Annotated in this window: 22 protein-coding genes and 1 other annotated feature; of the genes, 17 read left to right on the top strand and 5 right to left on the bottom strand. The window is 47.1% G+C overall.

What is annotated here, in order from left to right; genetic code table 11:
- Positions 1–25 precede the first annotated feature (25 nt).
- Positions 26–2,287, bottom strand: a complete 2,262-nt coding sequence (locus tag ACU1JV_RS04375) for an AraC family transcriptional regulator (protein ID WP_064962084.1) — start codon at positions 2,285–2,287, stop codon at positions 26–28.
- A 230-nt stretch (positions 2,288–2,517) separates the two neighbouring features.
- Positions 2,518–3,231: an expansin EXLX1 family cellulose-binding protein gene (locus ACU1JV_RS04370; RefSeq protein ID WP_337682776.1), complete on the bottom strand. Its 714-nt coding sequence runs from the start codon at positions 3,229–3,231 to the stop codon at positions 2,518–2,520.
- 350 nt (positions 3,232–3,581) lie between these two features.
- Between ACU1JV_RS04370 and ACU1JV_RS04365 the strand changes: the two genes are divergently transcribed.
- Positions 3,582–4,298: a metal-dependent hydrolase gene (locus ACU1JV_RS04365; protein ID WP_013372213.1), complete on the top strand. Its 717-nt coding sequence runs from the start codon at positions 3,582–3,584 to the stop codon at positions 4,296–4,298.
- Positions 4,299–4,392: 94 nt separating this feature from the next.
- Here the strand turns inward: ACU1JV_RS04365 and ACU1JV_RS04360 are convergent, their stop codons facing one another.
- Positions 4,393–5,472, bottom strand: coding sequence for a M42 family metallopeptidase (locus ACU1JV_RS04360; protein WP_413986705.1), 1,080 nt, complete (start codon positions 5,470–5,472; stop codon positions 4,393–4,395).
- A 184-nt stretch (positions 5,473–5,656) separates the two neighbouring features.
- Between ACU1JV_RS04360 and spoVAC the strand changes: the two genes are divergently transcribed.
- The 15 genes from spoVAC to ACU1JV_RS04285 all read left to right on the top strand — a co-directional run bounded on the left by spoVAC (position 5,657) and on the right by ACU1JV_RS04285 (position 18,550).
- Positions 5,657–6,163, top strand: coding sequence for a stage V sporulation protein AC (gene spoVAC / locus ACU1JV_RS04355; RefSeq protein WP_016821646.1), 507 nt, complete (start codon positions 5,657–5,659; stop codon positions 6,161–6,163).
- The gene (gene spoVAD, locus ACU1JV_RS04350) at positions 6,160–7,182 is read left to right on the top strand and encodes a stage V sporulation protein AD (RefSeq protein WP_013372210.1); all 1,023 of its coding nucleotides are present in this window, start codon (positions 6,160–6,162) and stop codon (positions 7,180–7,182) included. Before spoVAC ends, spoVAD begins: the two co-directional genes overlap by 4 nt.
- Positions 7,179–7,535 carry a stage V sporulation protein AE gene (gene spoVAE, locus ACU1JV_RS04345; RefSeq protein WP_413986704.1) on the top strand — a complete coding sequence of 119 codons (357 nt, stop codon included), beginning with the start codon at positions 7,179–7,181 and terminating at the stop codon, positions 7,533–7,535. The genes spoVAD and spoVAE overlap by 4 nt, the downstream gene beginning before the upstream one ends.
- Positions 7,536–7,750: 215 nt before the next feature.
- A complete protein-coding gene (locus ACU1JV_RS04340; RefSeq protein ID WP_413986703.1) occupies positions 7,751–8,716 on the top strand; it encodes an AAA family ATPase in 966 nt (321 codons plus the stop codon).
- Positions 8,713–9,960: a DUF58 domain-containing protein gene (locus tag ACU1JV_RS04335; protein WP_413986702.1), complete on the top strand. Its 1,248-nt coding sequence runs from the start codon at positions 8,713–8,715 to the stop codon at positions 9,958–9,960. The genes ACU1JV_RS04340 and ACU1JV_RS04335 overlap by 4 nt, the downstream gene beginning before the upstream one ends.
- On the top strand, positions 9,957–12,203 hold the full coding sequence (locus ACU1JV_RS04330; protein ID WP_413986701.1) for a transglutaminase domain-containing protein: 2,247 nt from the start codon (positions 9,957–9,959) through the stop codon (positions 12,201–12,203). Before ACU1JV_RS04335 ends, ACU1JV_RS04330 begins: the two co-directional genes overlap by 4 nt.
- A gap of 142 nt (positions 12,204–12,345) precedes the next feature.
- A complete protein-coding gene (locus ACU1JV_RS04325; RefSeq protein WP_013372205.1) occupies positions 12,346–12,876 on the top strand; it encodes a YqeG family HAD IIIA-type phosphatase in 531 nt (176 codons plus the stop codon).
- Complete coding sequence (yqeH, locus tag ACU1JV_RS04320) at positions 12,869–13,996, top strand: ribosome biogenesis GTPase YqeH (protein ID WP_013372204.1); 1,128 nt, start codon at positions 12,869–12,871, stop codon at positions 13,994–13,996. Before ACU1JV_RS04325 ends, yqeH begins: the two co-directional genes overlap by 8 nt.
- 105 nt (positions 13,997–14,101) lie before the next feature.
- Positions 14,102–14,971 (top strand): shikimate dehydrogenase, encoded by an 870-nt coding sequence (gene aroE, locus ACU1JV_RS04315; RefSeq protein WP_013372203.1) that lies wholly within the window; start codon positions 14,102–14,104, stop codon positions 14,969–14,971.
- 68 nt (positions 14,972–15,039) lie between these two features.
- Positions 15,040–15,336: a ribosome assembly RNA-binding protein YhbY gene (gene yhbY, locus ACU1JV_RS04310; RefSeq protein WP_013372202.1), complete on the top strand. Its 297-nt coding sequence runs from the start codon at positions 15,040–15,042 to the stop codon at positions 15,334–15,336.
- A 17-nt stretch (positions 15,337–15,353) separates the two neighbouring features.
- Entirely contained in the window at positions 15,354–15,944 is a 591-nt protein-coding gene (nadD, locus tag ACU1JV_RS04305; protein ID WP_413986700.1) for a nicotinate-nucleotide adenylyltransferase, read from the top strand.
- Positions 15,928–16,524, top strand: a complete 597-nt coding sequence (gene yqeK / locus ACU1JV_RS04300; RefSeq protein WP_013372200.1) for a bis(5'-nucleosyl)-tetraphosphatase (symmetrical) YqeK — start codon at positions 15,928–15,930, stop codon at positions 16,522–16,524. Before nadD ends, yqeK begins: the two co-directional genes overlap by 17 nt.
- Positions 16,521–16,868 carry a ribosome silencing factor gene (gene rsfS, locus ACU1JV_RS04295; RefSeq protein WP_013372199.1) on the top strand — a complete coding sequence of 116 codons (348 nt, stop codon included), beginning with the start codon at positions 16,521–16,523 and terminating at the stop codon, positions 16,866–16,868. The genes yqeK and rsfS overlap by 4 nt, the downstream gene beginning before the upstream one ends.
- Complete coding sequence (locus ACU1JV_RS04290) at positions 16,865–17,773, top strand: CvfB family protein (protein WP_013372198.1); 909 nt, start codon at positions 16,865–16,867, stop codon at positions 17,771–17,773. Before rsfS ends, ACU1JV_RS04290 begins: the two co-directional genes overlap by 4 nt.
- Before the next feature lie 3 nt (positions 17,774–17,776).
- Positions 17,777–18,550 (top strand): class I SAM-dependent DNA methyltransferase, encoded by a 774-nt coding sequence (locus ACU1JV_RS04285; protein WP_413986699.1) that lies wholly within the window; start codon positions 17,777–17,779, stop codon positions 18,548–18,550.
- Positions 18,551–18,622: 72 nt separating this feature from the next.
- On the opposite strand, the gene ACU1JV_RS04280 is transcribed toward ACU1JV_RS04285, so the two are convergent.
- Positions 18,623–19,012: a tautomerase family protein gene (locus ACU1JV_RS04280; protein WP_013372196.1), complete on the bottom strand. Its 390-nt coding sequence runs from the start codon at positions 19,010–19,012 to the stop codon at positions 18,623–18,625.
- A gap of 179 nt (positions 19,013–19,191) precedes the next feature.
- Positions 19,192–19,449: a binding site (T-box leader), on the top strand.
- Positions 19,450–19,510: 61 nt separating this feature from the next.
- On the opposite strand from ACU1JV_RS04280, the gene leuS reads away from it, so the two are divergent.
- Positions 19,511–21,949, top strand: coding sequence for a leucine--tRNA ligase (gene leuS, locus ACU1JV_RS04275; RefSeq protein WP_413986698.1), 2,439 nt, complete (start codon positions 19,511–19,513; stop codon positions 21,947–21,949).
- Here the strand turns inward: leuS and comER are convergent.
- Positions 21,930–22,775: a late competence protein ComER gene (gene comER / locus ACU1JV_RS04270; protein WP_216974344.1), complete on the bottom strand. Its 846-nt coding sequence runs from the start codon at positions 22,773–22,775 to the stop codon at positions 21,930–21,932. The genes leuS and comER overlap by 20 nt on opposite strands.
- Between the last annotated feature and the right edge of the window lie 2 nt (positions 22,776–22,777).

The raw sequence follows: 22,777 nt of genomic DNA, 5'->3' as shown, positions 1-22,777 counted from the left end.
TGGAGGCTTGCTTTTTTGATGTTACCTATTGCGCATTCGCTTTAGAACGGCGAAAATCTGTGGGCGTCACGCCCAAGCTACGTTTGAACATACGGTGGAAATAAGAGCTACTCGCAAACCCGGTTTGTTCTGCCACGTCAGCCACTGACCAGTCGGTCTGTTCCAGCAGCTCGCAGGCTTTGCGAATACGGAGTTGCTGGATGACGTCTACGATGGTGGACATGGTTTGTTGCTTATAAAGCCTGCTGACATAGATTGGCGACATATCCAGCTCTTCCGCAATCTGATTGAGACAGAAATTGGGGTCCGTATAAGCTTGCTCCATTCGTTCATTGATTTGTTGTACCATTCGTTCTTGCTTCGTATTGCGTTTTTCCGCTAGACTGGAGCGAATCTGATCAAAGACCAATTGGTAATGATCAATAAGATCCTCGGCGGTCTCTAATCGATCTGCGGATGGTAATTCAGGTTTAGATTCGATAGCAAATCCATTGAGTTCACTTATATGCCGAACGGCATTATTCACACTCATGATGAGCCGGGATATTGCCACCCGAACAGAGGAAAACGGATATTTCTCCATATGCATCAACAGATCTTTGAACATCCGGTGCGCATCCTCCGTATGACCAGATAGCAGCGTATCCAGCAATTTTTTTTCTTTATCCGATGGATACACATAAGTATTTTGGACATCTTCATCTGTAGTGTTTCGCGCATTAATAATACAGCCATGACCCTGAAAAAAACGGTGCATAGATGCGTTCTCTACCTGGCGGTACAGCAGATGTAGCCGTTCTGGTTGACTGGTAATCGCGCTGTAGGTTAGTGATACACTCAGCTTCAAATATTCAAAACAAGCTTCACGTATTTGGCGTAATAGGGTCTCCAGGAGTACCGTGTCTGTATGTTCCGCGGGGTCTAGAATGTTGAGCATCAGCAGGACGCTATCCTCATCCATATCAACGGTTTCCACCCGGTATGTCTGCCCGCATATTTCGGAAGCGATATTCATGATTGCAAACTTGTAGGGTAGCAGATCAGGTCCACGCTCGCTTTGCCATCGGGCATATTCATCTATGCGCAGGAGTACAAGGCGATAGTCTTTGTCGAACTGGAACGTAATCCCAAGCTCGCGCAGTCGTTCCGGTTCTTCACCAGCAGGAAGATTTCGGATTCCCCGAATCACATTCCGTAAAATGTTTTGCCGGATCGTATACATACTGTTGCGTTTTTCCGATTCCAGTGAATTCATATGCACAACAATTTGGCCAATAGGCGTATACAACATTTTGGACAGCAGCCAGGAAGCCACAAATCCTGCCATTCCGATGATGGCTGCGATCAGTACCATGGCATTACGAATAACACTCGCCATTTTGATAACGCTTTCATATGGTGTGACACTAATATACTGCCAACCTAGTCCATCCGGGGAAGTATAGGAAATCAGTGATCTTTTACCATGAAATTCTTCTACAAAATAGCCTGTTTCCTGTTTTTTGACTCTGGTATGCAGCCATAGCTGTTCTTTTTCGTTCAAAGCTTCGTCTGTCAACGTCGTCCCAGATAACAGTCTGCCTTGATCGTCTAAAATATAAGCGGTCCCGCCTGAGATGGGGCTCGCGGCCATTTCCTTGTTCATCCAGGCCGCCGATACATTCACAATCACTGCCGAATTTATCGCTTCGTTCGAGTTGATTGCGTCATAACATAAATACGTATAGGCTGCGATGTCTGGGCTTGCTTGCTCTAGGCCAGCTCCAGAGTCTGAGGCAGACAGCAACGGATACGTACGTGGGATAGGCGTAAAGGGTTTGTAGTCCTGATAATGATCGAGCACGCGAATGATATCTGTATCAGCCAGTTCATGTTTGCTGAATAACCCGTTTTGGCCTTGTGAAGACGCAATGTAGAAAGTGTCACTTTTAGGGTTATACACATAAATGGATTCAATATACGGCATGGAGTTAAGATAATTATTTAATTCGGTCATGGCAGCGGTTACATCATATACATTGGGTTTGGGATAATACAACAGCTTGGATAGGGTACTGCTGCGGTACATTTGGAATGCCAACGATTGAGCAATAGATGTCATGTTGATGACCTCTTTGCTTCTCAACGTCAAGCTATTGTGATTGGCTTCGAACGCCTGCTCCTTTTCCACGCGGATATAGTAGAAATAATATACAGTGGTGGATACCAGCAATGTTAGTGTTATACATAACGTAATGCTGACCAGCAATTTGCTGTGTAGCTTATGATGCTTTTTGAAATTGCTCATATGAACAGGCCTCCTGTCTGTGTGCACGTAGCTGTAAAGTACACCCTATTTATGTATTCATTATACGTATGATCTTATGAACAGGACAGTGAACAAACCGATTCTTTGTGAAAAATAATGATTTTTCCGTAAAAAGACCGAGAACACGTATACGCAAACTGGATTGCGTCGGTTCCCGGTCGGTTTTATTGGTTCAAATGAAAAGAAGCAAAGATGAGGCGGCACTTCAATCAGTCTGGAAATTGAACATTACCTTTAACGATATAGGCTTGGCCTGTGCCATTTTCGGCTAGAGCTGGGATGGTATCGTTCAGTACGACACCGCGAATGTCCGTAATCCGTATTTTCAGAGGCTGTTTTCCTAAGTTAGTACCCAGAAAGTGGTTGTAATCCTGTTTTTCGAGATTGAGCCATTGCCCGTTTTGTTGGACTTCCATTTTTAAGACCGGATATTTATGATTGCGTACTTGAATGGCTGCCCACCATTGGCTACTGCCTTCTTTAATGCGGTAAGAGACATTGCCGCTAACCGGAGCTTCAACAACTTTCCATGAAATATTGATTTTTCCATCCTTTTGATTGCCGATCAGGTTGAAGGCATTCGGAGATAGATCAAGTGCGCCACTCGGACCCTCAGGATATAAATCTGTTACATAGACGGTCGTTTTTCCTTTGGGACCTTGAACTTCCAGATAAGCTCCAGCTAATGCGGCTTTGATTCCGTTATAATTCAGTTGTGTGGGGTTAAGCGCTGTAATTTTGGCATCAGAAGGGATAGGGTCAAGCAGTAATGCTCCTCCAGAGTAACCTGATCCTGTATATGTGGCGTACCCGGTGTATGTATCATTCCAAGCAGCTGAAGCGGGCAGGGCGAACAATACGACACTTAGCAACGATGTCAGACCGATAGTTTTGAACTTTCGAAACAGAGATTTTTCTCGCATAATCATTTCCTCCTTGTTCATTTAATAGATTTATATAGTAAATATAAACACTATATTACCTAATATTCCAAATTGTACAATAGGACTTTAAGGCAAAAAGAAAATGTTGGAAATATTTGTCGACCTACCTATAGGCCATATGGGGTGTTTTTTAAGAAATGGCTGTACAGATAAAAAATAAGGGGAGAGTTAAGTAATGGGGGCGAAACTAGGACTTTTGGATGAAGTCTTTTAAATAGAATAAGCGAACTATTGTTCTCGTTTTGATTGTCGTATACAATCGAATCATGCTGATTCAAATAGAGTGATGTCGACTCTGTGTATGCTGCAACGAAAGGATGTTATGCATCATGATGGGAAGAGCCCATTTAATTATTGGAACCGGGGTCTCCCTGTCGGTATTAGCCTTAAGTGGATACGAAGTGACTCCGGCTGCCGTGGCAGCCGCTGTGGTTGGTTCATTGCTACCGGATATTGACGAGCCTAACTCCATGCTTGTTAGCCGTGCGTTACCGAACAAAATGCTTAGACTCGTACAGCTTCTAATGATTGGGGCTGCGGGTTGGGTGTTTTTCACCCGTTTGGCTCCGCCGCCCTGGAATCTTGTTTTGGCTTTGCTGATGATCAGCGCTTCTTTTATGCCTTCACGGTCTATGCGTAAAGTTATCATTTTTCTAATTGGTATCGGCCTAGCCTGGTATGGGGAATCATATGCACCGTGGAATTATATCGCCGGGTGTCTGCTGATCATATGTACGCTTGTTCCGCACCGAGGATTGACGCACACGGTGTATGGCACAGTAGCATGGACCGCGATGCTTTATGGTACGACACGTTTGCATGGCGATAGCATATGGCTGGCTGGAGGGATAGCGTACTTACTGCATTTATTGGCAGATTCCTTGACGAATAACGGGATTAAGCCTTTGCCACCATTCAAATGGAAGCTACGATTTAGATTAATGAGTACCGGAACCCGGAAGGGAACAAAGGTAGAAAATATCTGTATTACTTTAACAGCTGTACTTGTAGTGATTGCTTTACTTCGGTACAAACATTTAATTTGAGATCTTCTATTTTTTCTTCTATTAAAAAAACAGTCAAGTACACGTTGTATGTGTCTTGACTGTTTTTTTATAGCTTCCTATTCTCTGTTACTTCTTAAGCTCGTTCAATAATGGTATTGAGCGTTGTGCGATCCAGATTTTGAACCAGCTTAATGATCAGTTCCTTGGCCGCATCATAATCATCAGTATGAATAATGGACGAGGAAGTATGGATGTACCGTCCACATATGCCGATGACGGTGGATGGCACACCAATTCCGCTCAAGTGCACTTGACCAGCATCCGTTCCCCCAGTGGAGATAAAATATTGGTACTTGATTTTGTGGGTATCCGCCATATCTTGCACATACTCCACAACCCCGCGGTGTGTAATCATACCTGGATCAAATACCCGCAACAGTGCTCCTTTACCAAGCTGTCCGTATGCATTCGGATCTCCACCCATATCGTTGGCAGCACTGCAATCCAGTGCGAAGAAAATATCCGGCTGAATCAGATTGGCAGCTGTGCGCGCACCGCGCAGTCCCACTTCCTCCTGCACAGTAGCTCCTGCATACAATGTATTGGGAAGCTGGTCCTTTTCCTTATGTAATGCCTCCAACAGCTCAAGCGCCAGGCCTACACCATATCGATTGTCCCATGCTTTAGCCATGATTTTTTTGGGATTCGCAAGTGGAGTGAAGTCACAGATCGGGGCAATAGCCGTTCCTGGTACAATCCCCAGATCTTGCGCCTCCTGTCTGCTGTCTACGCCGATATCCAGGTACATATGCTTGATGTCCATCGGCTTGCTGCGTTGCGCTTCATCAAGCAAATGTGGTGAGACAGATCCAACTACACCAATGATTGGGCCATTTGGGGTCAATACTTGAAGACGTTGTGACATGATGGCTTGGCTCCACCAGCCTCCAACCGGCTGAAAACGAATCATTCCATTTTCCGTAATGCCATTCACAATAAAACCAACTTCATCCAGATGTCCTGCGACCATTACACGTGGTCCACTTTCTTGCCCGCGTAGCACACCAAAAAGACTGCCCAAACGGTCCTGCACGATTTCATCCGTATAACCGGATATTCGTTCTTTAACCCATGCCCGCAGCTCTCGCTCATGTCCTGGAATAGAAGGGAACTCTGTTAAGGTTTTAAACAATTCCAATGTTTTTGCTTCCATGATGCATACCTCACTCCTTATTAATTAACCAGTGGTCGTCATGTATTCAGTATGAATGGATTTGTACGGAATGTCCACGATATCATTTTCCTGACATAACATTTCCCCTAAAAGCTCATAATGTTAAGGAGCCAAGCAATCTGAACCGCCAAGCGCGGAACTTACGAATAAGGGGTGGTGAATGATGCCAGCTAAGTCAGGACAGCGCGGTTTTCGTACCAATTCGTCGCCGTTGTCCATAAATGAGAAAGACTATCAAAGTGTTTCCCAAAAGCATGAACCTTCCAGAAAAGTATTTGCCAATTGTGTGCGTGCTTTCCTGGTTGGAGGCGTCATCTGTGTGATTGGGCAGGCGATCCAGGAAGCCTTTATGGCAGGCATGCATATTCCCGCCAAAGAGGCTGCGGCACCGACTGCATCCATGATGATCTTGTTGTCTGTTATATTAACTTGCATCGGGGTCTACGATAAGATTGCCCAATGGGCAGGAGCAGGAACCGCTGTACCGATTACAGGTTTTGCGAACTCGATGTGTTCAGCTGCATTGGAGTATCGTTCCGAGGGATTGGTACTTGGAGTGGGCGCAAATATGTTCAAGCTGGCAGGCTCAGTTGTCGTATTCGGTGTTGTGGCCGCATTTATCGTAGGCGTTATATACGCGATCCTCGGTGTGGGGGGCAACCACTTATGAGAAGACAGGGAGGACAAACCTGGAAGTTTGAGTCGAGACCGCGCATCATTGGTAGTGCAACTGTTGTAGGCCCGGATGAAGGAGAGGGGCCGTTGTCCACAGATTTCGATTATATTTATGACAATATCGAAATAAACGAGAAAACATGGGAAAAGGCGGAACGAAGATTAATTGAGCATTCTACAGAGCTTGCGTTAATTAATTCCAATTTAAACAAAGAGGAAGTGCAATTTTTCATCAGTGGTGATCTGATGAATCAGATTGTCAGCAGCTCATTTTCGGCTAGCAAGCTGGCTATTCCCTATTTAGGCGTTTTTGGAGCCTGCTCAACGTCGATGGAAAGCTTGGCTTTAGCAGCACTTATTGTGGATTCAGAGGCGGGCGACTACGTGATGGCGGGTACAACCAGCCATAACTGTACCGTGGAAAAGCAATTCCGCTATCCTAATGAATATGGAGCACAGAAGCCCCCCACAGCCCAGTATACTGTTACCGGTTCCGGTGCGGCCATTGTGGGACATGCGAAGTCAGGGACGGTGGTGGATTGTGCTACCATTGGGCGTGTAATGGATATGGGCATTAAAGATCCCTTTAATATGGGCGGAGCCATGGCTCCAGCGGCGGCGGACACGCTTTTGTCTCATTTTCGAGATACAGGCAGGGACCCAGGCTACTATGATCTTATTGTAACAGGGGATTTAGCCTCTGTAGGGCTGCCGATTGCCAAAGAGCTGCTCAAAAAAGATGGATTCGATATGAATCAAACGGAATTTAATGATTGCGGTTTACTGATTTACGACATCAATAAGCAAAAGAAGGTCATTGCAGGTGGAAGTGGTTGTGGATGCTCGGCTGTTGTAACCTATGGGCATCTGTTAAAGCGGATCGAAAAGGGAGAACTACAAAAGGTGCTGGTCGTGGCGACCGGGGCGTTATTATCTCCTTTGACTACACAGCAGGGTGAAAGCATTCCTTGTGTTGCACATGCTGTAGCTTTTGAAGCGGGAGGAAAAGTATGATATATCTATGGGCTTTTTTAGTAGGCGGTGCCATTTGTGTCGTGGGTCAGTTGATGATGGATGTTATCAAAATGACTCCGGCACACACAATGAGTACGTTGGTGGTAGCAGGTGCAATTGCGGACGCTGTCGGAATATATGATCCGCTTATCAAATTTGCCGGAGCGGGTGCGACGATTCCAATTACCAGCTTTGGTAACTCACTCGTACACGGTGCATTAACCGAATTGGAAAAGGACGGATGGCTTGGTGTCATTACAGGGATCTTTAGTCTGACCAGTGCAGGGATTTCCTCGGCGATTATTTTCTCTTTTCTGGCATGTTTGTTTGTTCGTCCAAAAGGAAGCATATAAAAGCAGGGTGCTACAATAGGACAAAAGTAAAATAAACTGTATACAATCAACCCTTCGGATTTGATAGCCGAAGGGTTTTTGACTGTTCCGAAAAACATGTACGTGCAAGAGAAGATGGAGCTTGAATAATATGGGCAGGGAGTTAAGTGTACTCTATGTCCACCTTCATGTACAATAATAGGAAACATGTTGCTATCTAGGAGGTTTACAGAGTTATGCCCGTGCGTCAAGAATCTGTGCAGATTGTATCTGCAATACGTTCTAATCTGGAATCATGCATATTAGGGAAATCCTTTGAAATAAAATTACTGCTTACGGCTATGCTGGCCGGTGGACACATTCTGATCGAGGACGTTCCGGGTACGGGGAAAACGCAAATGATCAAGGCTCTTGCTAAATCCATGCGTGGTGATTATCGCCGCGTTCAATGTAATCCTGATATTCTACCGAGCGATATTACAGGGGTATCTATATTTCATCCACGGGACGAGCGTTTTTATTTCCGTCCGGGTCCAGTTATGACTAACATTTTACTGGCAGACGAAATTAACCGGGCGACGACGAAAACCCAGTCAGCTCTGCTGGAGGTTATGGAAGAACGAAGTGTGACGGTGGATGGGGACACTCATATGTTGCCTCATCCTTTTATGCTGTGTGCCACTCAAAATCCAATTGATTTTGAAGGTACTTATATGCTGCCGGAAGCACAATTAGATCGTTTTATGCTCAAAATCAGCTTGGGCTATCCTGATTTGGAGACGGAGCGAAACATGCTGCTTCATCATCAGACGGGCCAGCCAGCAGACCGTCTGGAGGCTGTAGCGCATATGGAACAGATTGCTGACATCCAGCAGGAAATCAGAGATATCTATATGGATGAAGCGGTGACGTCCTATTTACTCGATATTGTGCGTGCGACGAGGGAACATCCATCCGTGTTGCTCGGAGCTAGTCCACGCGCCGCACTTGCTTTTGTAATGGCTGCCAAGGCATACGCTTTTCAGGATAACCGTGACTATGTGCTGCCTGATGATGTGAAGGCACTGGCACCTTATGTGCTGACGCACCGTTTGCTGCTTCGTCCCGAAGCACGCCTCGATAGCTCCAACGCCCAGTCCGTGCTGCAGTCCGTTCTCCGACAGGTTCATGTACCCGTACGAATGGAGCGTCTTAGGGAATGAACATGGTCAAAAGGAAGCGCAGGCTTCCCCGGCTATCAGGTCGCATCTGGCTTATGTTGCTTATATGGGTGGTGTGCCTGCTTTATTTGTTGTTTCAGGGTGGCAAAACATCGGTCATGCTGTTGTCAATGGTTACGCTGTTAATCGTTTATCTGTGGATGGTTGGTCTGAGTGGAGTTCGTCGCGTACAGGGCCATCGGCAGCTTTCGCAAGGCTCGGAGTTCGGGGAACTACTGCATGCGGGAGATCAGGTACACGTAAAGCTCAGTCTGAGCATTCCGGGCTTTCTTCCGTTACCCTATGTCATTGTTCGCGAGGTGCTCAAGCGGCATACGGGGGAATCCTGGTCGTTTGAAGACAGTGTCATCCCCAGTATGAAAGGGGGCGGCCAGCTTACATTTCAAACCCCTGCTTTAGAACGAGGAAGCTACTATTTTGAGGAAACCGAATGTGTGAGCGAGGACATCTTTGGCCTGTTGGAGCACAAGGGCAGGTTGAATGCACGTGGTGAATTTCGGGTGCTCCCCCGAACGGTATTTATCCCCTACTGGCAGATCAATGATCGCCGTTCAAGGATGTCTGGACCGCAGACCGTTCAAACTCGAACGCGTCGTGAAACGACACAAATCAACGGTGTGCGGGATTATGTATATGGAGATCGGTTTTCACGCATCCATTGGAATGCGACGGCTCGTACAGGCAGTTGGAAATCCAAGGAATTTGAGCATGAGACCGTTCCCAAAACGATGCTTGTGCTCGACGTACAAACAAACCATTATGTAAACGCCGATCAGTTTGAGCTAGCTGTATCTTCTACTGCTTCATTGCTGGAATATGGTGGACGGGAGCGGATGGGGGTCGGACTGTGTACAGCTGGAGAGAAGGGGACTGTTTTTCAGCCAAGTGAGCAGACGATGGAACGACAACGAATGATGCATCACTTGGTAGACATCCACACCACTTCGCAAGGCAGCTTGATGACCGCTGTAGAAAGCTGTGTGCGCCAATTTCCGCAAGGCTGTTATTTTATACTGATTAGTCCGCTGAAGGATCATCAGGCACTGGAACTTCTTCGTTGGGCTGATACACGGGGGATGACCCCGTGCCACGTATATATCGGGGAAGGCTCTGCCGAGGGAAAAGCTGAAAAGTGGATGAGCATGCTTCGTGCAAGGGGATTTAAGGGCTACGATGTTGAGAGCCTCGAAGAGCTCCCGGCTGTAATGGGGGGAGGGACACAATGAAAACCTGGTTACAATCGCTAAAGAGCTCCTGGGCCCTCGCCTTTACTTTCTTGTGGATTATTATTATTGCCATGCAATGGGTGTCTTTTGCTTCCGAATTATGGCTGGAAGAGACAAGAGCACTTGTACTGACGACTATTACAATGCTGGCGCTGGTGAAGATTTTACTACCATTCCGTCCATGGATTGAATTTGTCGTTAAGGCGGTAACGCTGTTTTTTATTTTGTATCGGACATTAGTGTCTTACTCCATCATTATCCCCTTCGGTGGGGTAGCCAATCGTCTGGATCAATTTATATCTAACATGTCTCCTTATGTTTGGTTTTCACTCATTGCTTGGTTAGTTATTGAAATGGTGCCGCTCATCGTTACAACGAAGCAGCGGATTTTAGTTTTTGTGGGCATCAATATCGCAGCTCTGGCGGTGCTTGATTCCTTCACACCAACTGTGCTGTGGGAGGAGGTTGCCTGGATCGTCTTTGCTGGTATGGGATGGCTAGTGACACAGCATTTGCAGTATTTTCGTCAGCATTATCCTCAAGGATGGAAGCATATTCGGCGTTATCCGTATAAGATTGCGGCCAATATTGCTGTCATTTTTGCGCTTATTATTATGGCGGGTGTGAATATGCCCGAGGTACAGCCTGCATTGACGGACCCCTATACAGCGTGGACCCAGCGTATTAGCTCAACCACCGCCGGAACCACCAATGGATCTGGGGCGCTGAATCAGCGCATGAACACTGCATCAGGTTATAGTCGCCAGGATAATCGGTTGGGTGGAGGTTTTAATTTTGATTATTCGCCCGTCATGACCATCACAACTAATCAGCGAAGCTATTGGCGGGGAGAAACAAAACGAATCTATTCCGGTACAGGCTGGAGTGACGGTGGGAACGATGATCTAACACCAAATGAGGTGCCGATGACCGCTGAGCTTGAAAACACACAAGAAACGCGGCATTCTACTGAACAAGTCGTGCAGACCGTTACAATGCAAAATGATCAGAGCTATCCCGTTCTGTTTGGCGCCTATTCGGTGCATCGTGTTCAATCGGTGGATAGAGATTCACGTGCAAACGGGTTGCGTTGGAATCCGGAACAGGCAGAGCTGCTTTGGAATCCATCCTCTCGAAGAACTGCTTATCCTAAAACGTATACCTTGGTATCGCATGTTCCTGTAATCCCTGAGAAAGAACTGCGTACAAAAAGTTTTAATGAGTTGTACGGAAAAAGCAAACAGGAAGCCTATTTGCAAATTCCAGACGAATTGCCGCAGCGGGTTCGTGATTTGGCTCGGAACGTAACGTCAACGGCCAAAACGCCGTATGAAAAAGTCGGATTGCTACAGCAGTATTTACAGCAAAATTATGCCTATACGAATAATCCGGATCTTTCGCGGAAAAGAAGCAGGGATTTCGTGGATGCCTTTCTGTTTGAGATTCGGGAGGGCTACTGCGATTATTATTCCACTTCATTAGTCATGATGGCTCGCTCCGTTGGGGTTCCAGCTCGTTGGGTCAAAGGGTATGCACCTGGCCAGCAGACATTTTCCGATGATGCGACAACGGGCGATGGTGACGAAAGTATGTCCTCTTACTCTGTGACAAATGCGGATGCTCACTCCTGGGCAGAAGTCTATTTAGGCGAATATGGCTGGGTTCCTGTAGAAGCTACGCCTGGCTTTGATATGCCGTTACTCACAGAGCAGGAGGATACAAAGACTCCAGACGCCTCAGAGGTCAAAGATCAACCAGAACCAGAGCAGCCTGAGCAGGCCCCGCAGATGGCTCCAGGGGAAGGATTTAAGATTCATCCTGTAATCATAGGCTCTGCTGTTGCCATTCTTCTGCTGTGGGTAGCTTATATCATCTGGCGTAATCGGGCAGACATTCACTTTTATCTGCTGCGTTTACGGACAGGTAAGCCGCTGACCCCGGATGAAAAGGTGGTCGTCGAAACTGAACACTGGTTACGGTACATGCGAAGGAAAGGCTTTGTCCGTGCCAGCCATGAGACACTGAGGGAATCAGTCGACAGATGGTCACAAGAAGCACCGGAACGCGCTGTGATTTTACATCAGTTGCTAGGACGCTTTGAACAAGCGCGTTATAGTCCTTCGGCGGTAACCGCGGAGGATTGGCGTAGTGTTCGCCAGCAAGCCTCCCTATTGCAGAAAGGACCCTGGATGAAACGATGGGCTGGGCGAAGAGCAAAGTCTGATCAGAAGGATGAAGGCTAGTCTATTTTTACTGGGTTTGATGCCGCAATTTTTAATCTTAATCTATATGTTTAGTAAAAAGCTGTCCGTTTGTTGCGGATAGCTTTTTACTAAGCCATAGTAATATGGTATAGTTTGTCGTATGAAACTGAGGTGACCGACGTTGTTTGAAATGCTGATGCCCAAATTACGGGTGAATACCGTCTTTGATATTGATCTTGAAGGCTTGTATGCTCAAGGATATCGCGGCATTATTACGGATCTAGATAACACGCTGGTTGGTGCAAAAGCGCCGAACGCAACTCCCGAGCTGGTGGCCTGGTTTGAAAAGGTCAAACAGGCGGGTTTTAAGCTTGTCATCGTGTCTAATAACAATATGGACCGTGTATCCGTGTTTGCTACGCCTTTGGACATTGAATTTATACATGCCGCCCGGAAGCCATCCAACTCGTCCTTTCGTAGAGCCATTCGTATGATGGGGCTTACTCCGGAAGAGACTATTATGGTCGGGGATCAAATGTTGACGGACGTGTTGGGAGGCAACCGAATGGGATTGCATACCGTTCTGGTACTACCGATATCCATTCATGATGAAGGAGTCATGACCCGATTTAATCGACGGTTGGAGCGAATCGCGCTCACAAGGTTACGCAAGAAAGGCTTATGGCTTGAGGAGGAAAAGAAGAATGACTGAAAGACCTGACGGCGGAACTGCCGTCAAATGTAGTGGTTGCGGTATCGTCATGCAGACCACTGGCCCGGACCTTCCGGGATATATTCCAGAAAAATTATTAACTCGCGAACCGGTCATCTGTCAGCGTTGCTTCCGGATCAAAAACTATAATGAAACCTCTTCGGTGACAGTAGATCAAGATGAGTTCTTGAAGCTGCTTAGTCAGATTGGGGACAAGGATGCGCTCGTCATCCACATTGTAGATATTTTTGACTTTGAAGGCAGCTTGATTTCCGGACTACAGCGTTTTGTAGGTTCGAATCCGGTTGTACTGGCAGTCAATAAGACCGATTTGTTGCCTAAGGTGACAAACTGGAACAAGGTACGTAACTGGGTACAAAAGCAAGCGAAGGAGCAAGGGTTACGTACGGAAGAAATCGTACTGTGCTCTGCTAAAAAAAATCAGGGCTTTGACCGTCTGCTGGATGTGGTATCTGAACTGCGTGGTAACCGCGATGTATATGTGGTCGGAGCCACAAATGTGGGTAAATCCACGCTCATTAACCGCTTGATCCGTGATTACAGCGATATGGAGCAGGAACTCACAACATCCCGTTACCCAGGAACTACACTCGATATGGTGAATATTCCGCTCGACGACGGCAAGCACATTATTGATACTCCGGGTATTGTGTACCCTTGGCGGTTCAGTGAAATCGTCTCCCGCCAGGACTTGAGCGCAATTATGCCGGACAAGCCGCTGAAGCCTGCTGCATATCAGCTTGATGCCGGACAAACATTGTTTTTCGGCGGTATGGCCCGATTTGATTTTGTAGATGGTCAGCACCAATCATTTACCTGCTACATTAACGGTGGTCTTAAAATACATCGTACGAAGCTGGAGCGAGCTGATCAGTTGTTCGCTGATCATGCCGGGGAGTTATTGTCTCCGCCAACACGCGATCAATTGGCAGAGATGCCGGAATGGACCAGACATGAGTTCCGTGTTCCACGCAAATCTCCATCAGACATCTATATATCCGGTTTGGGATGGATTAGGGTAAATAGCGAGAACGGAGCTCTGGTAGCGGTTCATGCTCCTCGGGGAGTCCGTGTGCTTTTGCGGCCTGCGTTGATTTAACAATGCTGTAACCAAGTGATAGGGCGGCAAGGAACACAACCTGGTTCCTGCCGCCATTCATGTATTTGAGCGGCCTAATATTTTGTAATATGGGGGAGAACAACGATGAGCAGCGGGGAGTCTGGAGCGATCGAACGAGATCTTGTACTATTGGGCGTATTGGGTGATCCGATCAAGCACTCCAAATCGCCCCTTATGCATAAAATAGCTTTACAGGCAGCGGGGGTTGATGGAGATTTTGTACCTCTTCATGTCACACCGGATCAGCTGGAGGATGCCGTGAAGGGGATTCGTGCTTTGCATTTCCGCGGAGTCAATGTGACGATTCCCCATAAGGTTGAGATTATGAAATATCTGGATGAGATTGATGAAGGGGCCAGGCTCATTGGCGCTGTCAATACGATAGTGAATGACAATGGGCGGCTCAAGGGCTATAATACGGACGGAATTGGCTACGTGCGTTCCCTCAAAGAAGAGACTTCTGTCGAGTTAAAGGGTGCAAGAATTGCTGTTTTAGGAGCCGGTGGGGCTGCTCGGGGCGTGATTCATGCCCTGTTGGAGGAGCAACCTGAATCGGTCATTATTCTGAACCGAACACGTGACAAAGCTGAACAACTGGCATTGGAGTGGACGACAGAAGCAATTCCAGTAATGGGCTATTCCAACGAGGAAGCTAGGAATGTGCTCACGACAGTGGATGTGTTGATTAATACAACCTCGGTGGGAATGTCTCCTTTATCTGATGAGCTTCCAGTGGAAACGAGTCTGATTCCGGAAGGAATCATTGTGAGTGATTTGATCTATAACCCGCTGGAAACGAGACTTTTACGCGAAAGCCGTGAACAGCGTGGCTGCACTGTACATGGAGGTTTGGGCATGTTTGTGTACCAAGGGGCAGTGGCTTTTGAGTATTTTACGGGGGTGGCCCCTGCAGTAGACCAAATGAGAGCGGCTGTGCTGAGAAGCCTGTCGTAAGTCGGATTATACATTAAAATTATGGAAATGCCGCATTGCATATGTGGCGACGAAGGGGTTAAATATACATGTTAACAGGTAAACAAAAAAGATATCTGCGCTCTATGGCGCATCATTTGGACCCGGTTTTTCAAGTAGGTAAAAACGGTACGAATGAGCATCTTATGCGTCACATCAATGATGCGATTGAAAAGCGTGAGCTGATGAAAGTACAAATTTTGAACAACTGTTTGGACGACAAACATGAAATTGCGGAAGAACTGGCAGCAGAGACGGGTTCCGAGCTTGTACAGCTTATTGGAAGCACCATTATTTTGTACAAGGAATCTCGTGATCATAAGCAAATCGAGTTGCCTAGAGGATAATACGCGGGGAGAAAATTATGAAAATCGGTATTATGGGTGGTACATTTGACCCGATTCATATTGGACATCTGCTGGCTGGAGAAGCGGCAAGAGATGCCTATGAGCTGGATCAAGTATGGTTTATGCCTTCTCATATTCCTCCGCACAAGCATCAAGCGGGGGCAAGCGGCAAGGAGCGTCTGAAGATGACAAGTGAAGCGGTGGCGGGTCATCCTGCTTTTGAAGTGCTGGATATTGAAGTGCTTCGCGGGGGGGTATCCTATACCATTGACACGATCAAGAAGCTTCAGGAGCTGCATCCTGCTGTAGATTTTTATTTTATTATTGGTGCGGATATGGTGAACTACTTGCCTCATTGGCAGGGAATTGAGGAATTGGCGCAGCGGATTTGTTTTATTGGGGTGCGGCGACCAGGCTTCCAGCTTGCGTTGGATGAGTTGCCACATTATTTGCAGGACAAGGTACTGCTGGCAGATATGCCAGTGGTGGACATTTCTTCGACGGATATACGGGAGCGTGCTGCAGAAGGCCGTACCATTCGTTATCTTGTGCCTGATCGTGTACATGACTATATTACAAGGGGCGGTTTGTATGAAGTACAGCCGTGAGCAGCTAATGGAAGCCGTATCTGGTCAGATGCCTGAAAAACGCTGGAAACACACGCTGGGTGTTATGCATACCTCTGTGGAGCTTGCAAAACGTTATGGAGCAGACCCGGATAAGGCGGAACTGGCGGCTATTTTGCATGATGTGGCGAAATATTGGCCTGTTCAACAGATGGAAGAAGTAATTCGTAACTATCCTGAATGTGATCAGGAGCTATTGGAGCATGACAAGCAGCTCTGGCATTCAGAGGTAGGGTACTGCGTTGCAGCAAGAGATTACGGAGTGGATGATCCGGAAATAAGGAACGCAATCCGCTGGCATACATCAGGACGTGTAGGTATGAGCCTGCTGGACAAAGTCGTGTGTTTGGCTGATTACATCGAACCAGGGCGGGATTTCCCTGGGGTTGAACATATCCGTAAACAGGCAAAGAAAAGTTTGGAGCAGGGCCTTATTGCTGGATTTGACTCTACAATTTCATTGTTGCTGGAAAAGCAAAAGGTTATTTTTCCGCTGACGGTCTTGTCGCGCAATGACTTGATTCAACAGCTAAAACAGAAAAAAACGGAGGTTCATGAATGACCCTAACGAATGAGAAATTAATGCAAACGGCGGTTGAGGCCGCTAATGATAAAAAGGCAATGAATATTGTCGCATTGGATTTGCGTGGAGTATCGCTAGTCGCGGATTATTTTGTAATCTGTCACGGTAATTCGGATACACAAGTACAGGCGATTGTAACCGAAATTCGCAAACGCGCTCATGATGAAGGTGTAGCCATCAAAGGGATCGAAGGAATGGATTCTGCTCGCTGGGTTCTAATGGATTTGGGAGATGTTGTAGTGCATGTCTTCCATCGCGACGAACGCGAATATTACAACATTGAACGACTCTGGTCGGATGCTAAGGTTGTGGAGAAGGTATGAGTTTGATCGCTGGTACTTATGTCACCATTATGGTGGATCGTGAAGTATCGCCTTTCGGCTACTTCCTTACCGTCGGCGAGCAGGATGTGTTGCTGCATTATACGGAGCTGACTCGTGAAATCGAGGTGGGTGAACGGCTGGAGGTATTTATCTTCCACGATACAGAGGACCGTTTGGCTGCAACTATGAAAAAACCGTTCTTGTCTTTGGGAGAAATGGCAAAGCTCGAGGTGGCCGATGTGCATCCGCGTTTAGGATGTTTCCTGGAGATGGGACTGGGTCGTCAACTTTTGCTGCCGATTCGTGAGTTGCCAGAAAACCGGGATCTGCATCCTCGTGTGGGTGACTACGTGTATGCCATTATGGAGCATGACAAACAAGGCAGACTGCGAGCTAAGCTGGCAGGGGAGCAGGAACTGGCTCCATTGTGCTTCCATGCTCCTAGTTCGTGGCTTAATACATGGGTGCAGGCGACGGTGTACAAGCCGCTTCAGATGGGCACATTCGTCCTGGTGGACGGGGGTGTGCTTGGTTTTGGTGCAATAGGGATGATTCATTCCTCGGAACGTAACCGCATGCTTCGCTTGGGCGAGGAGGTTAAGGTACGGGTCACGCTTGTTCGCGAAGATGGTCGGGTCAATCTGGCGATGTCGCCACGCAAGGAAGTAGGCCGTGATGAGGATGCGGATCGGTTAATTGCATTTCTGAAGGAACGTCCGGGTGGCGGCATGCCATATTCTGACGCAACGCCGCCGGATATTATCAAACAACGGTTTGGTATCAGTAAATCCGCCTTCAAGCGTGCGATGGGCAAGCTGATGAAGGAAGGACTGGTTACACAAAAAGAAAACTGGACCTACCTGGTGGAGACAATGCCTAAACCGAAGGACGGGAATGGGGAATAAAAGATGGCTTCTTACCGCAAGTTTGCCTATGTGTATGATGAGCTAATGCAGGACATGCCGTACCCGGACTGGTTGCGCTTTGCACGGCAGGCTTGGGATCGATACGGTATGCCACATACAGTGGCAGAGCTGGGCTGCGGAACGGGCTCAATTACGATTCCACTGGTTAACTCGGGTTTCGAGGTGGCTGGCATCGATTTATCCTCTGACATGCTGGCAGTAGCCCGTCGCAAAATGGAAACCACTCCTCAAGGACAGCGATTGTTTCGTGAGGGAAGCGTTCGCTGGATACAGCAAGATATGCGAGAATGGATTTTACCGGAGCCCGTGGATTCTGTCATTTCTTTTTGCGATTGCCTGAATTATTTACTTGAGGAAGAAGATATCATTTCTACTTTCCGCAGAACGTATGCTGGTCTGAAGCCTGGTGGAACCTTTCTGTTTGATGTACATCACCCCCAGACTTTTTTGCGTTATGATGAAGAACAACCATTCGTACTGGATGAACGCTCTATCTCGTATATCTGGACATGCGCATTGGACACTCTACGTTGTGAAATTGAGCATCATCTCAGTATCTTTGCCAAAGCAGAACATGAAGGACGCGATCTGTACCAGCGTTTTGAGGAAATTCATGTACAGCGTGCTTATGATCCAGACTGGATGAAGGCAGAATTGTCCAAAGCGGGTTTTCGTGATGTGAAGGTATATGCAGATTTTGAATGGGTAGAAGCAGAAGATGACGCGGCGAGACTTTTTTATGTCGCTGTAAAATAGCTAGGAATCATTGAGCTAATATAGAAAAAGAAAGACGCTTTTCATGAAGTCATGAAGGGCGTCTTTTTGCACTCATATATTCACTTTATAGTTCAGCTGAAGTTCATCACCTGGTACACCCCGAATGCCCCAATTCTGTTTCGGGGTTTCAAATATAGTAATCTCAAGATCCTGTGGAGAAATCCCCAAAAGTTCGTTAATTCTTTGAAATAACAGGTTGATGAGTTGCTTCTTAGCTTCTGTCGTTCTGCCTTCAAAGATACTGATCTCAATAATGGTGTACGCCTCGGAGCGACCATCGGCATATATAAAGTCTTCATGATTCATAGGGAAGAAACGATGAAACCTCTTGTTTGGAGGATAGTTGAACGCATCCACCACGGCAGAGTGAATTACCTCTGAAAGTTGCTTTTTGATCGGATTTAGCTTTTCTTTGATCCCGAAAATTTTAATCTGTGCCATGTCTCAGCTCACCTTTCTTATCTCATCTCAACTTGAATCATTGTAACTTGGAGTTATTATAAAACATTCGTATTCATGTGTCATGGACAACTAGTATGAAGATGGGGTTTAGTATCAAATGTAGTCTTTATTTGACTTTTTTCGCGGTTTTCAATATAATAGTGCCATTATTAACGGTTAAACAATCGCTGATGAGGAATAGTAGTTTTGACTGGACATGTAGAGAGCCGGCGGGTGGTGCAAGCCGGTTGACAGTGCAAAGCGAACTCACCTCGGAGATATGCGTCCAACGCAGGAAAGCACTATATAGGTGTTAGCATTCTGTTATTAACACGCATCGGATCACCTCCGTTATCAGGTGCAAAGGGAGTAGAATGCGAAGAACGCTTTCTGCTAACTAGGGTGGTACCACGGGAATATAACCTCTCGTCCCTAGCGCTGACACGCTACGGGATGCAGAGGTTTTTTTGTTGCATACCGTTTGAGGAGGAAAAGACAATGACAGACACACAGCCGAAGCACGGCTATCAACCGCAAAGTATTGAACCAAAATGGCAAAAATATTGGGATGAGAACAAGACGTTCCGCACTGGGGAAGAGCCGGGCAAACCGAAGTTTTATGCTTTGGATATGTTTCCGTACCCGTCTGGAGCTGGTCTGCATGTAGGCCATCCGGAGGGATACACAGCTACAGATATTGTTTCACGTTATAAAAGAATGCGTGGCTACAACGTACTGCATCCAATGGGTTGGGACGCCTTTGGTCTGCCTGCCGAGCAGCATGCGCTGGATACAGGTGAGCACCCACGCGAAATTACGGTAAAGAACGTAAACAACTTCCGCCGTCAAATCAAATCACTTGGCTTTTCATATGACTGGGACCGTGAAATCAGTACAACTGATCCTGATTATTACAAATGGACACAGTGGATCTTCATCCAGCTGTATAAGCGCGGTCTCGCTTATGTAGCTGAAGTGCCTGTTAACTGGTGTCCAGCACTGGGAACAGTACTGGCGAATGAAGAAGTTATTGACGGTAAGAGTGAGCGTGGCGGCCATCCGGTTATCCGCAAACCAATGCGTCAATGGATGCTGAAAATTACGGAATACGCGGATCGTTTGCTGGATGATTTGGAGGAGCTGGACTGGTCCGAGAGTATTAAGGATATGCAGCGGAACTGGATTGGTAAGTCTACCGGTGCAGAGGTTCATTTCCCAATTGAAGGCTATGACGAGCAACTCACAGTATTTACAACCCGTCCAGATACGCTGTTCGGCGCAAGTTACTGTGTGCTGGCCCCTGAGCAGGAATTGGTGGATATGATTACTACACCTGAGCAAAAGGACGCTGTACAACAGTATCGTGAACAAGCTGCTCGGAAAAGCGACTTGGAGCGCACGGATCTTGCCAAAGACAAAACAGGCGTATTCACAGGAGCTTATGCAGTGAATCCGGTGAACGGCGAAAAGCTGCCAATCTGGATTGCGGACTATGTACTAGCAGGCTACGGAACAGGTGCAATTATGGCAGTACCGGGTCATGATACACGTGACTGGGAATTTGCTAAGAAGTTCGGATTGAAAATTACTGAGGTCGTTCAAGGTGGAGACGTGGACAAAGAGCCATACACCGAGGATGGCCCGCATGTCAATTCAGGCTTGCTGAATGGACTCACCAATGAGGAAGCTATTCCGAAAATGATCGAATGGCTCGAAGCTGAGGGTAAAGGACAGGGCAAAGTTACCTATCGTCTGCGTGACTGGCTGTTCAGCCGCCAACGCTATTGGGGCGAGCCGATTCCAGTAATTCATCTAGAAGATGGAACGATCAAAACGGTTCCTGAGGATCAACTGCCGCTCGTACTGCCAGAGATGGACAATATCAAGCCTTCAGGTACAGGTGAATCCCCGCTGGCGAATGCGATAGATTGGGTAGAAATCGTTGATCCTGAGACAGGTATGAAAGCACGTCGTGAGACAAATACGATGCCGCAATGGGCAGGAAGCTGCTGGTACTACCTGCGCTTTATTGATCCAAAAAATGATAAAGAGCTTGTATCCAAAGAGAAACAGCGCGAATGGATGCCTGTTGATCTGTATATTGGCGGAGCGGAACATGCGGTTCTTCACTTGCTGTATGCCCGTTTCTGGCACAAAGTACTGTATGATATCGGCGTAGTGGAAACTAAAGAGCCTTTCTATAAGCTGGTCAACCAGGGTATGATTTTGGGCAACAACAATGAAAAAATGAGTAAATCACGCGGTAATGTCATCAATCCTGACGATATTGTAAATACGTTTGGCGCCGATACGCTGCGTATTTATGAGATGTTTATGGGGCCGCTGGAAGCAACCAAGCCATGGAATGAGAATGGGGTTGAGGGAGCGCATCGTTTTCTGTCCCGCGTATGGCGCCTGTTTGTTTCCGAGGATGGTAGCCTGAACGAAAAAATTAAAAATGACGGTGGTAGTGACGAGTTCAAACGCACCTGGCATAAAACACTGAAAAAGGTAACTGAGGACCTGGACGCATTGCGTTTCAATACAGCAATCAGCCAGCTGATGATCTTCACCAATGATGCATACAAAGCAGACCTTCTGCCGCGTGCAGCGATGGAAAACTTCGTGCAAATGCTGTCTCCGCTTGCACCGCATCTGGCCGAGGAACTGTGGCAGCTGCTGGGACACAACGAGAGCATTACGTACGCGGCTTGGCCTGCCTATGATGAAGCATGGACGGTGGACGCTGAAGTGGAAATTGTCATCCAGATGAATGGTAAAATTGTACAGCGTGCAACGATTGCCAAAGATCTTGATGCCAAAGCAATGGAAGCCTTTGCTTTGTCGCTGGACAGCGTTCAGGAAGCACTGACTGGTAAAACGGTTCGCAAGGTAATTGCTGTTCCTGGTAAGCTGGTTAATATTGTTGCCGGTTAAGCGGCTTTAGGCCGAAGGAGACATCTATCTTTTGCATGTCCTCTTCATACTTGTTGTGCGTGGCCCGTATTAGCTCAGGGAAGACACTATGCAGGCTGATGTCCAACAATGCGAGAGCTTCGGCGGTGATCCCTCCGGGAACAGCTACTCTTGCTTGTAACTCGGCTGGTGTCATCCCGCCTTCCGTGAGCAGCTTTCCAGTACCGATGATCATTTCACCGGCCAATGCGCATAGTTCCGTACGGTCTATACCCGTAGCTTGAACTGCGGCTTGAATCCACTGGTCCATAAAAAAGGCCAAGAAAGCAGGACCGCAACTCGAAAAATCCGATGTGATCCGTGTATGAGACTCTTTAACCCGAATTGGCCTGCTGATGTGGGACATAAGCTCTTCCAGAAGGGAGCGATCCTCCTCTGTAATCCGGTTTCCATGGATGCATAGTGAGGCTCCGCTTCCAATCTGGTGAGTGATACTGGGAATAATTTTGGACACTTTGGCTTTCAGTGCATGCTCCAAAATACGGATCTGTACTGGACTTGTGATAGAAACGACGATCTGCTCTTCTGTAATGACGTTGCGTATTTCATCCGTTACGGTTTTTGATTCCAGCGGCTTCACGCAGATAAATAGAATATCGCTTTCCGCTGCCGTCTCACGGTTGCTTTGAGCTGCATGCAAACCTGGATAACGACGGGCTAGCTCGGCTACCTTGGAATACGTTCGGTTGCTTGCTAATATTTGCTGCGGTTTGAGTGCGTCCGAATGAATAAAAGATTCAATTAGCAGACTTCCCATGCTGCCAGTCCCGATAAATCCAACTTTCATTG

The organism is Paenibacillus sp. T2-29, assembly GCF_052921365.1.
Note: the sequence above shows the minus strand (reverse complement) of the source record. Positions and strands in the feature narration are given on the sequence as shown.

Coding starts and splice junctions, on each gene's coding strand:
- ACU1JV_RS04375 (WP_064962084.1), bottom strand. CDS start 2,287: ATGAGCAATTTCAAAAAGCATCATAAGCTACACAGCAAATTGCTGGTC.
- ACU1JV_RS04370 (WP_337682776.1), bottom strand. CDS start 3,231: ATGCGAGAAAAATCTCTGTTTCGAAAGTTCAAAACTATCGGTCTGACA.
- ACU1JV_RS04365 (WP_013372213.1), top strand. CDS start 3,582: ATGATGGGAAGAGCCCATTTAATTATTGGAACCGGGGTCTCCCTGTCG.
- ACU1JV_RS04360 (WP_413986705.1), bottom strand. CDS start 5,472: ATGGAAGCAAAAACATTGGAATTGTTTAAAACCTTAACAGAGTTCCCT.
- spoVAC (WP_016821646.1), top strand. CDS start 5,657: ATGCCAGCTAAGTCAGGACAGCGCGGTTTTCGTACCAATTCGTCGCCG.
- spoVAD (WP_013372210.1), top strand. CDS start 6,160: ATGAGAAGACAGGGAGGACAAACCTGGAAGTTTGAGTCGAGACCGCGC.
- spoVAE (WP_413986704.1), top strand. CDS start 7,179: ATGATATATCTATGGGCTTTTTTAGTAGGCGGTGCCATTTGTGTCGTG.
- ACU1JV_RS04340 (WP_413986703.1), top strand. CDS start 7,751: ATGCCCGTGCGTCAAGAATCTGTGCAGATTGTATCTGCAATACGTTCT.
- ACU1JV_RS04335 (WP_413986702.1), top strand. CDS start 8,713: ATGAACATGGTCAAAAGGAAGCGCAGGCTTCCCCGGCTATCAGGTCGC.
- ACU1JV_RS04330 (WP_413986701.1), top strand. CDS start 9,957: ATGAAAACCTGGTTACAATCGCTAAAGAGCTCCTGGGCCCTCGCCTTT.
- yqeH (WP_013372204.1), top strand. CDS start 12,869: ATGACTGAAAGACCTGACGGCGGAACTGCCGTCAAATGTAGTGGTTGC.
- aroE (WP_013372203.1), top strand. CDS start 14,102: ATGAGCAGCGGGGAGTCTGGAGCGATCGAACGAGATCTTGTACTATTG.
- yhbY (WP_013372202.1), top strand. CDS start 15,040: ATGTTAACAGGTAAACAAAAAAGATATCTGCGCTCTATGGCGCATCAT.
- nadD (WP_413986700.1), top strand. CDS start 15,354: ATGAAAATCGGTATTATGGGTGGTACATTTGACCCGATTCATATTGGA.
- yqeK (WP_013372200.1), top strand. CDS start 15,928: ATGAAGTACAGCCGTGAGCAGCTAATGGAAGCCGTATCTGGTCAGATG.
- rsfS (WP_013372199.1), top strand. CDS start 16,521: ATGACCCTAACGAATGAGAAATTAATGCAAACGGCGGTTGAGGCCGCT.
- ACU1JV_RS04290 (WP_013372198.1), top strand. CDS start 16,865: ATGAGTTTGATCGCTGGTACTTATGTCACCATTATGGTGGATCGTGAA.
- ACU1JV_RS04285 (WP_413986699.1), top strand. CDS start 17,777: ATGGCTTCTTACCGCAAGTTTGCCTATGTGTATGATGAGCTAATGCAG.
- ACU1JV_RS04280 (WP_013372196.1), bottom strand. CDS start 19,012: ATGGCACAGATTAAAATTTTCGGGATCAAAGAAAAGCTAAATCCGATC.
- leuS (WP_413986698.1), top strand. CDS start 19,511: ATGACAGACACACAGCCGAAGCACGGCTATCAACCGCAAAGTATTGAA.
- comER (WP_216974344.1), bottom strand. CDS start 22,775: ATGAAAGTTGGATTTATCGGGACTGGCAGCATGGGAAGTCTGCTAATT.